This is a genomic window from Nitrospira sp. Kam-Ns4a, assembly GCF_965152595.1.
Genome location: NZ_OZ224218.1, coordinates 2,876,364 through 2,891,627, shown reverse-complemented (window position 1 = coordinate 2,891,627; position 15,264 = coordinate 2,876,364). Strand labels below are relative to the sequence as shown.

The 15,264-nt window shown below is 64.1% G+C and carries 11 protein-coding genes and 1 pseudogene; 9 read left to right on the top strand and 3 right to left on the bottom strand.

Annotated elements, in window-relative coordinates:
• Window positions 1–297: 297 nt before the first annotated feature.
• The 9 genes and pseudogenes from ACWHYQ_RS14450 to ACWHYQ_RS14410 all read left to right on the top strand — a co-directional run bounded on the left by ACWHYQ_RS14450 (window position 298) and on the right by ACWHYQ_RS14410 (window position 11,623).
• Window positions 298–4,926, top strand: coding sequence for an LAGLIDADG family homing endonuclease (locus ACWHYQ_RS14450; protein WP_447972817.1), 4,629 nt, complete (start codon window positions 298–300; stop codon window positions 4,924–4,926).
• 484 nt (window positions 4,927–5,410) lie between these two features.
• Window positions 5,411–6,472: a DNA-methyltransferase gene (locus ACWHYQ_RS14445; protein WP_447972816.1), complete on the top strand. Its 1,062-nt coding sequence runs from the start codon at window positions 5,411–5,413 to the stop codon at window positions 6,470–6,472.
• 159 nt (window positions 6,473–6,631) lie between these two features.
• On the top strand, window positions 6,632–7,672 hold the full coding sequence (locus ACWHYQ_RS14440; RefSeq protein WP_447972380.1) for an IS630 family transposase: 1,041 nt from the start codon (window positions 6,632–6,634) through the stop codon (window positions 7,670–7,672).
• Window positions 7,669–8,619, top strand: a complete 951-nt coding sequence (locus ACWHYQ_RS14435; protein WP_447972815.1) for an HNH endonuclease — start codon at window positions 7,669–7,671, stop codon at window positions 8,617–8,619. Before ACWHYQ_RS14440 ends, ACWHYQ_RS14435 begins: the two co-directional genes overlap by 4 nt.
• Before the next feature lie 287 nt (window positions 8,620–8,906).
• Entirely contained in the window at window positions 8,907–9,197 is a 291-nt protein-coding gene (locus ACWHYQ_RS14430; RefSeq protein WP_447972814.1) for a transposase, read from the top strand.
• A 140-nt stretch (window positions 9,198–9,337) separates the two neighbouring features.
• Window positions 9,338–9,439 (top strand): annotated as a pseudogene (locus ACWHYQ_RS14425) (IS3 family transposase); the annotation flags it as partial.
• 1,050 nt (window positions 9,440–10,489) lie between these two features.
• Window positions 10,490–10,912, top strand: coding sequence for a response regulator (locus ACWHYQ_RS14420; RefSeq protein WP_447972813.1), 423 nt, complete (start codon window positions 10,490–10,492; stop codon window positions 10,910–10,912).
• Between the two features lie 55 nt (window positions 10,913–10,967).
• Window positions 10,968–11,315: a hypothetical protein gene (locus ACWHYQ_RS14415; protein ID WP_447972812.1), complete on the top strand. Its 348-nt coding sequence runs from the start codon at window positions 10,968–10,970 to the stop codon at window positions 11,313–11,315.
• Between the two features lie 23 nt (window positions 11,316–11,338).
• Complete coding sequence (locus ACWHYQ_RS14410; protein WP_447972811.1) at window positions 11,339–11,623, top strand: cupin domain-containing protein; 285 nt, start codon at window positions 11,339–11,341, stop codon at window positions 11,621–11,623.
• Window positions 11,624–11,652: 29 nt separating this feature from the next.
• Here ACWHYQ_RS14410 and ACWHYQ_RS14405 read toward each other — a convergent pair whose 3' ends face one another.
• The 3 genes from ACWHYQ_RS14405 to ACWHYQ_RS14395 all read right to left on the bottom strand — a co-directional run bounded on the left by ACWHYQ_RS14405 (window position 11,653) and on the right by ACWHYQ_RS14395 (window position 15,251).
• Window positions 11,653–13,941 (bottom strand): PBP1A family penicillin-binding protein, encoded by a 2,289-nt coding sequence (locus ACWHYQ_RS14405; RefSeq protein WP_447972810.1) that lies wholly within the window; start codon window positions 13,939–13,941, stop codon window positions 11,653–11,655.
• Window positions 13,942–14,075: 134 nt separating this feature from the next.
• Window positions 14,076–14,690, bottom strand: coding sequence for a DUF3332 family protein (locus ACWHYQ_RS14400; RefSeq protein WP_447972809.1), 615 nt, complete (start codon window positions 14,688–14,690; stop codon window positions 14,076–14,078).
• A 39-nt stretch (window positions 14,691–14,729) separates the two neighbouring features.
• Complete coding sequence (locus ACWHYQ_RS14395) at window positions 14,730–15,251, bottom strand: hypothetical protein (RefSeq protein WP_447972808.1); 522 nt, start codon at window positions 15,249–15,251, stop codon at window positions 14,730–14,732.
• Window positions 15,252–15,264 lie beyond the last annotated feature (13 nt).

Sequence of the window (15,264 nt, the reverse complement as noted above, 5' to 3'; positions counted from 1 at the left end):
ACTGGACCTGGGGCCTGGCGGAGCCTCCTTGCTGACCCGCTCTGTCCCCGTCCACAGGTTGCCCCCGGTGATTCGACGATCCCACCATATGTTGTAGGTTTGGTATTGACAAATACTAAACATGGGCCTATATTGCGCGCGGTTGTTGCCTGCTCACCACTGCCCAGGGTCGCGCTATGGGCTCATGGCCTTCGTTCAAGACCGCCTGCACGCTTCGGCTAAACATGTGGCCTCCGTCGCACAGCGCACCCGGGCCTGTGCGGAGCGTAGGAATTGCCTTTCAGGAGGGAGGGTGACGTGAGAATCGAACGCCGGTTCACGAAGAAGGGGGAGAGCCCCTACCAGGGCATCACATTCGTGACGCGTTCCTCGGAGATCAGGAACCCCGACGGCTCGACCGTCTTCAAGCTGGACGGCATCCAGGTGCCGGAGTCCTGGTCGCAGCTCGCCGTGGACATCCTCGCGCAGAAGTACTTCCGCAAGGCGGGTGTCCCTCAGGTCGGCCCAGATGGCGCGCCGCTCACGGGGCCGGACGGGGCCCCCCTCCTCGGCGGCGAGCGGGACGCGCGGCAGGTGTTTCACCGGCTGGCCGGCTGCTGGACGCACTGGGGCAAGACCCACGGCTATTTCAACACGGACGAAGACGCCGCGGCGTTCTACGACGAGCTTTGCGCCATGCTCGCACGCCAGATGGCCGCGCCCAACTCCCCCCAGTGGTTCAACACAGGCCTCCATTGGGCCTACGGGCTCTCCGGTCCGGCTCAGGGTCACTACTACGTGGACCCGGTCACCCATGAGCTCAAGAAGTCCACGAACGCCTTCGAGCGCCCGCAAGTGCATGCGTGCTTCATCCAGTCCATCGAGGACGATCTCGTCAACGAGAACGGAATCATGGACCTCTGGGTGCGCGAGGCGCGGCTCTTTAAATACGGGAGCGGCACCGGGACGAATTTCTCGAAGCTGCGGGCGGACGGGGAGCGGCTCTCGGGCGGGGGACGGTCCTCCGGGCTCATGTCCTTCCTCAAGATCGGCGACCGCGCGGCCGGCGCGATCAAGTCCGGCGGGACCACCAGGCGGGCGGCGAAGATGGTCTGCCTGGACCTGGACCATCCGGACGTCGAGGAATTCATCAACTGGAAGGTCGTCGAGGAGCAGAAGGTGGCCGCGATGGTCACCGGCTCGCGGATCTGTGCCAAGCGGCTGAACGCCATCCTGCGGGCCTGTCATGTGCCGGACGGCCAGGGCGGCACGAAGGTCGAGACCGACCTGGAAAAGAATCCCGAGCTGCGGACAGCGGTGCGCGAGGCGCGTCGCGACGCGGTGCCCGAGGCCTATATCCAGCGCATGTTCGCCTTCGCGCGCCAGGGGTTCACGCAGTTCGTCTTCCACGAGTACGACACGGACTTCGAGGGCAAGGCCTACCAGACCGTCTCGGGGCAGAACTCGAACAACAGCGTCCGGATCCCCAACCGCTTCTTCGAGGTGCTGGAGCGGGACGGGGACTGGGCACTCACGCGCCGCACCGACGGGAAAGTGGCCAAGACCGTGAAGGCCCGGGACCTCTGGGACCAGATCGCGGCAGCGGCTTGGCAGTGCGCCGACCCCGGCGTGCAGTACGACACGACGATCAACGAGTGGCACACCTGCCCGGCGGACGGCCGGATCAACGCGTCGAACCCCTGCTCGGAGTACATGTTCCTCGACGACACGGCGTGTTTGGCGGGAGACATGCGCGTCGCGACCAGAGAAGGCCTGGTGCCTGTGTCCGAGCTGTATCGCCGCCAGCAGAACGGGGAAGCCGTGTACATCAAGACTGAACTGGCCTCGGAGGCGGCGGACCATCGCCAATTGGCTTACAGGCCTGCGGTGGTCGTCAAGACCGGTCAGAAGCGCGTCTATCGCATCAAACTCTCGACTGGCCAGGAATTGCGCTTGACCGAGGATCATAAGGTTCTGACCGAGGACGGGTGGAAGGAGGTCCGGCGGCTCATCGTCAACGAAGACGCGATCGAAATGCAGCGGGAGTCGGCTCCCTTGGACTTTGGCGCCTGCGATCACGCACGCATCGAACGCGCGCAGTTCCTCGGGTGGCTCCTGGGCGACGGGGTCTTCACGGAGGAATCGGGGGCCCATTTGATCTTTGGCCCAGAGGACACCTATGCCAGGGAACGCTTGGCTGCCTACTTTCAACAGGTTCACCGCGAATGCGGGGGCTCCAGTCGAGGAATCTCCGTGCACGAGCAAGCGAACGGCGTCTGCCAGATCGGAACGACGGCGGCCGGGGTCATCGAGTATTTGACATCGTTGGGCTTGAAGCCAGCCACGGCAACGGGGAAGCGGGTTCCAGATTCTATTTTCACGGAGCCGAAGGCCGCGCAGGCCGCCTTCATCGGGGCTCTCTTCAGCGCCGACGGCGCTGTGGACGTCACGGCAACATCGGATGCCTCGTTGTTCTCCGTCCACCTCGCGTCCAGCTCGCGCGAGCTGCTGCGCGACGTGCAGGTTCTCCTCGCTGACTTCGGAATCCGGTCGTACATTGGCTGGTACCACCCTGCGAGCCGGAAAAACGCGCAAGGGCAACTCAGGATCTATGGCTACCAAGCGTATAAGTTCTGTCACCTGATCGGGTTCCCGCTGTCTCCCAGGAAGGCCAAGGAGGCCATGACGGTAGCGGAGCAACCGTGGCGGGGGAACGTGAACGAGGGCCGACGTGCCTGTGTGATCGACATCGTCGAGGAGGGGATCGAAGAGGTCTACGATGTGTCCGAGCCGGTGACCCATTCGCTCATCGTGGAGGGGCTCATCGTGCACAACTGCAACCTCGCCTCCCTCAACCTCGGCCAGTTCTACACGCCGGACGGCCAGTTTCTGCTGGAGGACTTCCGCCACGCCGTGCGGCTCTGGACGATCGTGCTGGAGATCAGCGTGCTTATGGCGTCGTTCCCCAGCCGGGCGATCGCGGAGAAGAGCTTCGTGTTCCGGACGCTGGGGCTCGGCTACGCCAATCTCGGTACGGTGCTCATGCGGCTGGGCATCCCCTACGACTCGCCCAGAGCGCGGGCCATCTGCGGCGCATTGACGGCGATCCTGACCGGGGAGGCCTATGCCACCTCGGCCGAGATGGCGGCCGAGCTGGGGCCCTTCGAGGGCTACGCCCGAAACCGCGAGGCGATGCTCCGGATCATCCGGAACCACCGGCGGGCCGCCTACAACGCGCCGCCGGAGGAGTACGAGGGCCTCACGATCACGCCGCAGGGCATCCAGCCGGAGCACTGCCCGCCGGACCTGCTGCTGGGAGCGCGGCGGGCCTGGGACCGGGCGCTGGAGCTGGGCACCGCGTACGGGTTCCGGAACGCCCAGGCGACCTGCATCGCGCCGACCGGGACGATCGGGCTCGTCATGGACTGCGACACGACCGGGATCGAGCCGGACTTCGCGCTCGTCAAGTTCAAGAAGCTGGCCGGTGGCGGGTACTTCAAGATCATCAACCAGAGCCTCCCGCCCGCGCTCAAGACGCTCGGTTACACCGACGCCCAGATCCAGGACATCGTCACCTACTGCACGGGCCGCGGGACGCTCAAGGGCGCGCCGGCGATCAACCACGAGACCCTGCAAGCCAAAGGCTTCGACGCGGCGGCGCTCGAGCGACTGGAGGCGGCGCTCGGCCAGGCCTTCGAGATCCAGTTTGCGTTCAACAAGTGGACGCTCGGCGAGGCGTTCTGCCGGGAGCAGCTCGGGCTCACCGAGCAGCAGCTCAACGACCCGGGCTTCAACATGCTCCGGGCGCTGGGGTTCACCCAGGAGGAGATCCTCGCTGCGAACGACTACTGCTGCGGGACCATGACGGTCGAGGGCGCGCCGCACCTCAAGCCCGAGCACCTGCCGGTCTTCGACTGCGCAAACCGGTGCGGGCGGACCGGGCAGCGGTTCATCCCCGTGGACGCGCACATCCGGATGATGGCCGCGGCCCAGCCCTTTATCTCGGGGGCCATCTCCAAGACGATCAATATGCCGGCCGACGCGACGGTCGAGGACGTGAAGGCGGCCTACCTCCTCGCCTGGCGGAGCATGGTGAAGGCCGTGGCCCTGTACCGGGACGGCTCCAAGCTCAGCCAGCCGCTGAACGCCTCCAGCGACGCGGGGGTGGCGGCGGAGCCGGCGAGCGAGCCGGTCCTCACGGCGGCCGAGAAGGCGGCGGAGCGCGTGATGGTCCGGTACCTCGCCAAGCGCCGGCCGCTCCCGGCCCGTCGCAAGGGCTACACGCAGAAGGCGATCGTCGGCGGGCACAAGCTGTATCTGCGGACTGGCGAGTACGAGGACGGCACGCTCGGGGAAATCTTCCTCGACATGCACAAGGAGGGGGCGGCCTTCCGGAGCCTCATGAACTGCTTCGCGATCGCGATCTCGCTAGGCCTGCAGCACGGCGTGCCGCTCGAGGAGTTCGTCGAGGCCTTCGTGTTTACGCGCTTCGAGCCGAACGGGCCGGTCAAACTCAACGACCACATCAAGATGTCCACCTCGATCATTGACTACATCTTCCGGGAGCTCGCGATCACCTATCTGGATCGGCAGGACCTCGCCCAGGTGGTTGCGGACGACCTGCGCGGGGACACGGTAAAGCAGGACCCCGACTACACGGAGGAGGAGCCGGCCGACTCGCAGAAGCTGACCTCGGCCAAGCTGAGCCCGCGGCTCCCGGCCCGCAAGGACAACGGCAACGGGGCGCCGGGGAACGGCCACGAGGTCGTCGCGCACCGGCTCGAGTTGCGGCGCGAGCGGGAGACCCTGACCTACACGGCGGTCCAGGAGGCGAGGCGGAAGGGCTACGAGGGCGATCCCTGCCCCGAATGCAAGCAGTTCACGATGGTCCGGAACGGCACCTGCTTGAAGTGCGAGACCTGCGGCGCGACGAGCGGGTGCTCGTAGAACAGGTTCGAGACGTTGTTAGGAGTCGCATTGATGGGACCGCGAAATAGCATATTCAATTGTGCCTATTGCAAAAGGCCTTTGCTCAAATTCGATCTTGCTAGTTGCACGAGGGTCTACCCACGCGATGGCATCAGAAACGAAAACGGCAACCGATTGATTTGGTGTCCGCACTGCAAGAGATATTCGACGTTGGGCGAATGGAACCCGTTGAGTTTGGGTTGATAGGATGGAAAGGGGTGATGTGCCGTGGCTCACCTTAAGGTCACAAGTCCTGCGGCCGCGAGTAAGGCAGCGAGAGTGTTCAGGAATCCCATGGCTAGCAGGGCTGCGAAGTCCGCTGCTGGAAGCGCTCTCAGCCAAAGACCTGGAAGAAGCACGGAAGACGACGTTAGCGGAATTGGCAGTCCAGGCAGACATGCGAAAAAAAGGGGGGAACTGAGTGTCCAGAACCCCCATGTGACATGTGACTCGGAGTGGGATTATGGGCAGAGGCAATTTCGCAGGTTTGGCTCAGGATGCAATGAGAAGAAACGGAAAAAAGAAAGGCAGCTCCAGAAAGTACGCCAACCTGAATGGCAGATCGCTTAATCCGTTTCTGAGCGGCGATGTGAGCTTAACCGCTTCTGCGCCATTCAGTCACCTGCCCGTACCCTACTATCGAACAGAGCTTGGAGCAGCATATCTAGGGGATGCATTGCAGCTCGTGTCCAAGCTTCCGGATAACTCTGTGAACCTCATTCTAACCTCGCCCCCTTTTGCGTTAACGCGAAAGAAGGAATATGGCAACTTTTCCGCAGATGAATACGTAGAATGGTTCATGCAGTTTGCAAAAGACTTTTACCGGGTGCTCAAAAACGATGGTTCCTTTGTATTGGATCTCGGAGGGGCGTATCTTCCCGGTTTTCCTGTGCGTACTATTTATCAGTATGAGTTATTGATTCGGCTTTGCAAGGAAACGGGGTTCTACCTCGCTCAAGAACTGTTCCACTACAACCCTGCCAGACTTCCTGCACCGGCAGAGTGGGTCAATGTACGGCGAATACGAGTGAAGGACAGCGTCAATGTTGTCTGGTGGCTATCTAAGGGGAGAAATCCCAAGGCGGACAACCGAAAGGTCTTGCGACCTTATGGTGAAAGCATGAAGCACCTTTTGCGAAAAGGGTACAAAGCCAAGCTCCGACCGAGCGGGCACGATATTTCGACGAAATTTCTGAAAGATAACCAGGGAGCGATCCCTCCAAACCTCCTTGAACTTCCAAATACCGAGTCGAACAGTTCTTACCTCCGTCGGTGCAGCGAGAATGGTTTGAGACCGCACCCAGCTAGGTTCCCCGCAGGGTTTCCTGAGTTCTTTATAAAGTTCACGACTGATGCCTTCGATGTCGTTCTTGATCCGTTTGCAGGGTCTAATACCACAGGTTGGGTTGCGGAGAGGTTAAGGCGAAAATGGATTGCCTTTGATCTCCGCGAGGACTATCTCCTGGCAAGTCGGTTTCGTTTCGAAGAACCTAACAGCCTTTTTCCATTGTTGTTGTCCTCCTGAGGCCTTGCGTAATCTTGCTGTCCCATGCCCAGACTTCAAAAGTCTGAGCTTCTAGAAAAAATACTTGCCGCAATAAAGCTTTGTGGTTGGCAATTCATCGTCTTATTAATCGGAGCATGAAATACTTGACATTTGACGGGCGATGGTTATCACGTGGCCATGCGTGCTCGAACCCGGGATGCGCGGCACCTGTCGCCCGAAGCTCAAGAAGTCTTGCGCGAGAAGGCCGTGGCCGCTGTCAAGCAGCAGGGGCGCTCCAAGGCCGAAGTCTGTCGGCTCTTGGGCATCAGTCGGCAAGCCCTGTACACCTGGTTGAAGCGCCATGCGCGGGGGGGCCGGCACCCGCTGAAAGCGCGACCCCGGGGCCGACCGCGCGGCGGCCAGCTCAAGGGCTGGCAAGCGGCCCAGGTCGTCCGCACCTTGACCCACTGCTGTCCGGAGCAGATGCACTTGCCGTTCTACTTGTGGACCCGCGAAGCGGTCGGCGAGCTGATCGCGCGCCGGTACGGGCTTCGGCTGTCGGTCTGGACCGTCGGTCGCTACCTGCGGGCCTGGGGCTTCACCCCGCAGAAGCCGCTGCGACGGGCCTACGAGCGGGACCCGAAGGCGGTGCGACGCTGGCTGGAGGTCGAGTACCCCCGAATTCGGGCAGCGGCCAAGCGCGCGGGGGCCCAGATCTACTGGGGTGATGAGATGGGGCTGCGCTCGGATCATCAGGCGGGGACCAGTTGGGGCAAGCGCGGCCAGACCCCGGTGATCCGTGGCCCCGGTCGGCGCTTTCGCTGCAACATGATCTCGGCCATCACCAATCGCGGCCGGTTGTACTTTATGGTGTTCCGGCATCGCTTCACCGCACGAGTCTTCCTCCGATTCTGCCACCGCTTGCTCCGGCACGTGAGGCATCCGGTCTTTCTGATTGTGGATGGGCATCCCGTGCATACCGCGGCTGTCACCCAGCGGTGGCTCCACCGTCACCGCGATCGGCTGCGTCTGTTCTTCCTGCCACCCTACAGCCCGGAACTGAATCCCGACGAATATCTGAACCAAGACGTCAAGACCAACGCGCTGGGCCGTCGGCCGCCCCAGGACGCAGATGAGCTGGCGGTCAACGTCCGTCGCTATCTTCGCAGCACCCAGCGCATGCCGGCCGTGGTGCAATCCTTCTTCCATCACCCTGCGGTCCGCTATGCGGCTGAGTGAAAGGCGTCAAGTATTTTGCGCTCCCGGTAATAACCTCTAGCCACCCGTTTCGGATTCGAATTTACAATGACAGTGAGGCCTATACTTCTCGGGTCTACATTTGGAACTTAACCCATGGCGGAGGGGCTGCTCGCCCTCTCGATGAATACAGGATTCAGATTACGGGTGTTGCGAGGTTTGAACCTGAGCCAGGTGGGAAGACTCTTATTCTCGGATGGTGGGACGAAGCCGAGGTATTTGCCGGTTTCGATTATCGGAAACATTCCGGTCTGCTAGGTGCATCGCCTTCCATCCAGATAAGAGAGGCATTTCTTCGAGATGCCTACCAGAGGGGCTTTTCACCCTGCGACAAGGGCAACCGAGAAGTCGCTATTGCTTTCAAACCAAGCTTCTTCTGCGAGTATGTGCGTTCGCTGGAGAACCTGCACGATGCCGGTAAGGTGAAAACCGATCTTGATGTTCTTAAGGCGGTCGCCGAGAATCCGCTGACCTTGAACGAATCGGATTTACAGAATGTCACCACGGTCCGCAGGAAGGCATTCGCCTCGATATTACGAAATCTGCGAGACACCTCTTTCAAGGAACGTGTTCTTAACAGCTACAGCTATCGGTGCGCGATGTGTGGGCTGCAAATGGATCTTGTTGAGGCTGCACACATTGTTCCCGTACGAGCTCCTGGAAGTACAGACGAGACCTGTAATGGGTTAGCTCTGTGCGTGCTGCACCACGAGGCATATGATCGAGCAATTGTTGATGTCTCCGACGATTACAAGGTCATCGTAAGTGCAAGGGAAAGGGAACGTCTGGTAAGCATAGGGCACGACGATGGAATGGACAGTTTTGTTGCAGCATTGCGACCGCTGATATTGCTACCGCCCGTAGTGGGAGATCGTCCTCGTATCGCATACCTGAAGAAAAGCCGTGAAGTTCGGCGTTGGGTTCCGTAGACCATGACGCTCTCTTCGTTCAACATGGCGTTCAACTAACCAATGTGAAACTTCGTGTCGATGATCAGGCAGCGCATGTCACAGGAAAACTTCTCAAGCTCACCCTCATCGCGCCAGAGATGCTTGTGATGGATGGCTGGTGCTCTCATAGGAGGTTTCCCTGTCCGGGTTGGACGTGGTGCACGAGCCTGGCCATGATGAACAGGTTATACTGCTCCCCTGAAGGAGTGGACACTTTGGAGAGTGAGTGGGAAGGGATTGGATCACTCAACGAGGAGGTGTCCAACATGAAGGGGCGTCACTGGACCGCGGAAGAGCAACGGGCCATCGTGCTGGAAGGGATCAAAGGGACCAAGCCGGTGGCCGAGATCTGTCGGGAGCACCAGATTGCCCAGACCCCGTACGACCAGTGGCGGGATCGCTTCCTGGAAGGGGGCCAGCGGGCTTTGACCAACGGGCTCCCCGCTGGTGAGGAAGCGCTCAAGCGGGAGATCGAGCAGCTGCAGCGGCTCATCGGCAAGCAGGCCGTGGCCATTGAGCTGGTCAAACAACCGGACGAGTTGGTCGGGAGGCGGTGATCCTGGTGGACGCGTGGCGCGAGGCGGGGTGGTCGGTCGCGGGTGCCTGCCGGCTGGTGGGCGTGAGTCGCCGTGGCTCCTAGGCGGCTCGGCACGAGCGGCCGGTCCCGGCGGCCGGGCCGAATCCCTCTGATGAGGCGCTGCTGGCGCGGATCCGGCCGATCAGCCAGGCCCATCCCTTCTGGGGCGATCGGCGGGTCTGGGCCTGGCTCCGGGATCGGGAGGGCCTCCTGGTCAACAAGAAGCGGATCTATCGGCTGAGGCGGGAAGCGGGCTGGACGGTCAAGCGGGCGCGCCATAGGGCGACGCGGACGCCCAAGGCCAAGCCCCAGGCCACTCGGCCCCGGCAGGATTGGGGCCTCGACAGGACGACGTGCCTGATCCCTACCCTGGGTTGGGCGTCCCTAGTCGTGGTCCTGGCCTGGGACACCAAGCAGATCGTCGGCTGGGACCTGGCTCTCCGCCGCCGCCGGCAGGAGTGGGAGGCCGCGCTGGCCCAGGCGGTCCAAGCCGCATGCCCGAACGGGGTCCGGGGAGCCGGCTTAAAGCTGGTCTCCGACAACGGGAGCCAGCCCACCGCGACTGGCTTCATGGCCGCCATGAGCGTCTTGGGGATCGAGCAGGTCTTCACCAGCTACGACAATCCCAAGGGCAATGCCGAGACAGAACGCCTGATGCGGACGATCAAAGAAGAGCTGCTCTGGCTGCAGGAGTTCACGAGCCTGGAGCAGGCGCGCGGGCGGCGATCCGCCATTGGATCACGGTGGAGGACCACGAGCGCTACGTGCATTCGGCTCTGGGCTATCGGAGCCCGCGGGAGTTCGAGGCGATGCTCGGCGAGCAGGAGACGGCACAAGCCGCTGCGTAGGATGACTCACTCTCAGCACCAGAAAAAGTGTCTTGACAAACGGGGAGCATTACAAGGTCTCGTCAAGCCACGTCACAGGTTTTGGCTGTTCCGGCAATTGTATGGGTGTCGCCCGGATGGGATGGGTCAGCCTGCGTGGCGACTCGCGTAGGCGGAGGGTGCGCGACGCGACGAATAAGGAGCGTCACGTTTTCGCATGCCGCCGAGACGGTGAGGTGGCTTGGTCTTACCGCGACTTAGCGAGCCGCTGCGGCTGCTTCTCAGCCGCGCTGAGCACTGTTTGAAGCTGGCTTCGAGAAGCGGGAAGCCAGCGAGTTGCGGAGGCGAGCAGCGGGGATGCTTAGTGCAGTCGAGCTGGCGCACGTGAGCGAAGCAGGCTGACCCATCCAACCGCAGGACTGAGTAAGGAGACGAAGAGACACATATGGACGCAAGGACGATCCTCCTCGTGGACGATGAGCCGCTGGTGCGGTGGCTGGTCCGCGAGGTGCTCGTGCTGGAGGGATACGAGGTCCTGGAGGCGGGGAGCGGCGAGGAGGCCCTGCGCTGTCTGGAACGGCACGGAGGCCTGGTCCACCTGCTGCTGGCGGATGTCCGGATGCCGGGCATGACGGGGCCGGAGCTGGTCGATCGGGTCATCGCTGCCAGGCCGGGGATCAAGGTGCTCTATATGTCCGGGTACAGCGACAGGGAAGATCTGCCATCCCGCCTAGCCGCGCAGGGCGCCGGGTTTCTGCAAAAGCCGTTCTTTCCCGAGACGCTGGCGGAGAAGGTGCGGGAGCTGCTGCAGGCGCCAGCGGCCCCCATGCCTGCCCGGTCGTCGGCGATCGTCGGGGCGCTGTCATGACGGTCTGGTTCGCGACGTCGGCATCGAGTCGGCGCATGATCAGGTCGTCAGCCTCGTGGCCCAGCGCTGGGCACGGGCGGTGGCGCGGCACGTCGCGATCACGACGGATGGGGAACGAAGCCGGTCGTCCGGGGCGCGGATCGGCGAGCCGGATATCGTCGTCTGGCGAGAGGACTCCGGCCGGCGGGTGATCGAATGGATCGGGGAGGTGGAGAGTGAGACATCGCTGGCGGCTGCGGATACAGGGCGCCGATGGCAGGACCATGCTGCCCTGGGCGTCCCGTTCTATCTGTTCGTGCCGAAGGGGCGTCGGACCGCCGCCCAACACCTGGCCCTGGGGGCCGGCGTGAAGGCCGAACGGCCTGTACAGTATGTCCTCGCCGGCGAAGCCTTGCGGATCTGATAACGGAGCGACGGAGAGGGGCCATGCTGGTCGCGAGAGTGGATCGCTGGCAGATCCAGCGGGACTGGAACGCCCGCGGGTTCAGTTGCGGCCTCTGGGTGGATCCGCCGGGCCAGGTCTGGAAAGACTATGTCCACGAGGCGGACGAGCTGCTCCTGGTGCTTGAGGGGGAGCTCGAGGTGGAGTTCCTCGGGCGAACGATCCGCCCGAAGCCTGGCGAGGAGGTCCTGATTCCGGCTCGCGTTCGCCACTCGGTCCGGAACGTCGGGCGGACGACCGCCCGCTGGCTATACGGATACAGGCAGTAGGCCCGGGGCGAGGGGCTCGAGGCTAGCGGCTAAAGTCCCAGGCTCCGCCGCAGGCGATCCCAGAAGCTCCTGCCGTGGAGGGGGCAATAGTCCTTCGGCTCGGTGCCCTCGATGAAGACTTCCTCGATCGCCTCCGGACAGCCCGCTGTGGCTAACTGACCGCTGGCCGGATCAATGTTGCGGGCGACGATCCCTGCGGGCACGGGAAAATCTGCTGAGTCGGGCGGGAGCACGCGCCGCGCGAAGGCGACCCAGATCGGCAGCGCCGCCTGGGCCCCGGTGAGGTGCAGCGGCGTGCCATCGTCGAAGCCGACCCAGACCCCGATGACCAGGGCCGGCGTATAGCCGACGAACCAAGCGTCCCGCTCGCCGTCGGTCGTGCCCGTCTTTCCCGCGACGATGCTCGCAAGCCCCAGCGTCCTCGCTCCGGCCGCCGTTCCCCGGTCCACGACGCCCTTGAGCAGCGCGGTCACCAGGTAGGCGGCCTGGGGCGAGACCGCCTGGCGGCGGTCTTGGACGTCCGGTAGCAGGGGCTCACCGGTCGGCAGGCGGATCGCCTGCAGGCCAGTGGGCGCCACGTAGAGGCCCCCCTGCGCGAGCGCCCCGTAGGCGGCGGTGATCTCCAACAGGGAGACCTCCGCCGCGCCGAGGGCCAGCGCGAGGTTCTCCTCCAGCGGAGCCGTCAGGCCCAGCGCGCGGAGCAGGGCGACGAGCCGCTTGAGCCCGACGGTCTGAGCCACCCGGACCGCCGGCACGTTCAGCGACTGCTCCAAAGCTGTCCGGACCGTGACCTCCCCGTGGAATTGCCGGTCGTAATTCTGCGGGCTCCACACGACCGGTCCCGCGTCGAAGGAGATCGGCGTATCGCTGACCAGGGTCGCGGGGGTCACGGCGCCTTCCGGTGCCTCTAGGCCTGCCTCGAACGCCGCTAGATACACGAAGGGCTTCAGCAGCGAGCCGGCCTGGCGCCGGGCCTGCACGGCCCGGTTGAACTGGCTCTTGGCGTAGTCCCGCCCGCCCACCATGGCGAGGAGGTGGCCGCGTCGCGGGTCCAGGGCGACGAGCGCGCCTTCGAGTGGCCATGCCCGGTGTCTCAGCGCCGGAAAGCGGGCCTCCAGCCGCGCGAGCCCTTGGGCGACGGCCTCCTCGGCGAGCTGCTGGAGCACCGGGTCCAGCGTCGTATCAATCCGGGCGCCGGCGGAGAGCGCGGTGGGCTGGGTCGCCTCCACCAGGTGGAGCACATAGTCGAGGAAGTGGGAGCCGTGAGCCAGGCCCTCGATCCTCGGGGCGAGGCGGAGCGGGGTTGTAACCGCGGCTCGGTAGGCCGGCTCGGTGATCCAGCCCAGTTCCCGGAGGCGCTGGAGAATCTGGTTGCGCCGCTGGACGGCGAGCCGCTTGTCCCGCAGTGGCGAATAGGTGTTCGGCGCCTTGATCATGCCCGCGAGGAGTGCCGCTTCCGGCAGGGTGAGGGTCTCGACTGGCTTCCCGAAGTAGCGCTCGGCCGCTTCCGCCATTCCGTAGATTGCGACCGGCCCGATCTGGCCCAGGTAGATCTCGTTCAGATAGGCCTCCAGGATGTGGTCCTTGCCGTATTTTCGCTCCAGGATGAGCGCGGCCAGCGAATCCTGGACCTTGCGGGCCAGGGTTCGCTGGCGACCGTAATAGAGGTTCTTGGCAAGCTGCTGGGTGATCGTGCTCCCGCCCTGACGCACCGCCCCGTGCCGCAGGTTGGCGAGGAGGGCACGGGCTATCGCGAGCGGGTCCACCCCGATATGCGCGTAAAACCGATGGTCCTCAGCCGCGAGCACCGCCGCGACCACCGGCTCTGGAAAGGCGGACCGGGGCCTCCAGCGGCGGACCTGGCGCGCGCCGTCCTCGAGCCCGCTCAGCAGCTCCGGTTCCAGCGAGATGGACGGGAGTTCTTCATCCAGCGGGAGCGTGGACAGCCGGGCGACCCGTTCCCCATCGAGCGACAGGCGGACCGGCTCCGCAGGCCCGGCGCGCGAGGGGTCCGTCCGCAGGTAAAGGTCCAAGACGGCTGGCGTGAGGCGGTACTCGCCGGGCGCGCGGACGTCCCGAGGGACCCGGCGATAGCCGAGCCGCGCCAGCCTTGTGGCCAGATGGCTGGACGCCAGATCCGTTCCTGGACCGATCCAGGTGGGGGCGGCGTACATGAGCAGCGGTCGGCGTGCGTCCTCCGTTGGCAGCTCGACGGTGAGCCAGAGGAAGAAGCTGTAGAGGAGCAGGGCGGCGGCCAGGACACCGGCGACCGCAAGCCGCCAGCGGCTCGTGCCTCCTGTGCTGCTCAGCGGCTTCATGACGCCCCCCGGTCACGGCGAGTGCCTGCGGTCCATGGTCTGGTCGCTGTTGAACCGGGCCACTCGATTCACGTGACTCGGCAGCCGCTCCACCCGCCTGCCTCTTCAGCCGGGTCGTGATTCCCCCAGAGGCGTTACCCCGTGGGTGCGCTGCCCTCGCGTGTAGCCAGCCTATCGACGGCGCGGCCGACCTGGTCAGCCGACACGGCGCCCAGCAGCCGGCAGTCCCGATCAACGAGCAACACCGCACCCGTCGGCGCGAGCTCCGCCGAGACCAGCACCTGGCCCTGCTCGTCCCGAAGGGAGTACCGGTCTCCCTCGACGTGGATCGTGCCTCGGGCAAACACCTGTCCATTCCGGCTGTAGGCGACCGGAACTGCCTCGCCCTCGCGGGCGGCGGACGCGGTGATCACGGTCTCGCCGATCGTGATGACGAGACCCTCCCCTTCGCCCGTGCGGCTGACCTTGATCGGATTCTCGCCGGTCCAGAACTCCACGGAATTGAAGAACAGGGCGTCAATGACCAGCGAGAAGGGATAGACGGGGATCAGGACCAATGCCACAAAAACCCCCTCCCGCATCCACTTAGCTGGAATGTCCTTCGTTCCTTCGAGCTGCCCGTTCCACCGGTAGATGGTGCGGGTCAGATTGAAGGGGCCGTAGCAGGCCGGGCTCGCGAGCAGCGCGAGCCCGGCCGCGGCGGCGACGGCGGCTCGACTGACGCTCCGGCCCTTCGCGCTGATTCTCATCGTGGGCTCCCTGGTTGTCGGTTCGATGCGCGTGCCTTCCTAAAAGCGGACGCCGAACGTGAGCCCCGGCATCACGCTCGAGCCAGTCCCGCGACCCGTGTCGAGGTCGGTGAAGTTGAGCAGGAACGTGGACGTGAGCGTGACCGTCTCGTCCACCTTGTAGTCGAGCCCCACCCCGAGCGGGATGAGCCAGGAAGTATCGGAGTTGCGGAAGTCCGAATGGACGAACCCGATGCCCGCCTGCATGACCAGCTTCAGCCGGTTCGACGTCCCCGGCAGGTCCAGCCAGTACTTGCCCTGGCCAGAGAGTCCGGTCTGGGTCATGTCCCCGGTGAAGGCCATCTGGAGCAGAGGCCCGACGGAGACGTGTTGGTTCAAGAACCGGTCCACGTGCAGGTTGAGCGCGAAGGCTGTGTTGTCCGGTGCGTTGCCCAAAAACCCAATGGCACCGCCGGCGGTCCAGGTGCCGGCCGCCGGGTCGGCGGCCCGGACAACTGTCCCGCCGGCCGGCCCAATGCTCACTAACAACACGAGGGCCACGAACCCGATGAGCCTTCTCATGCGACACCTCCTG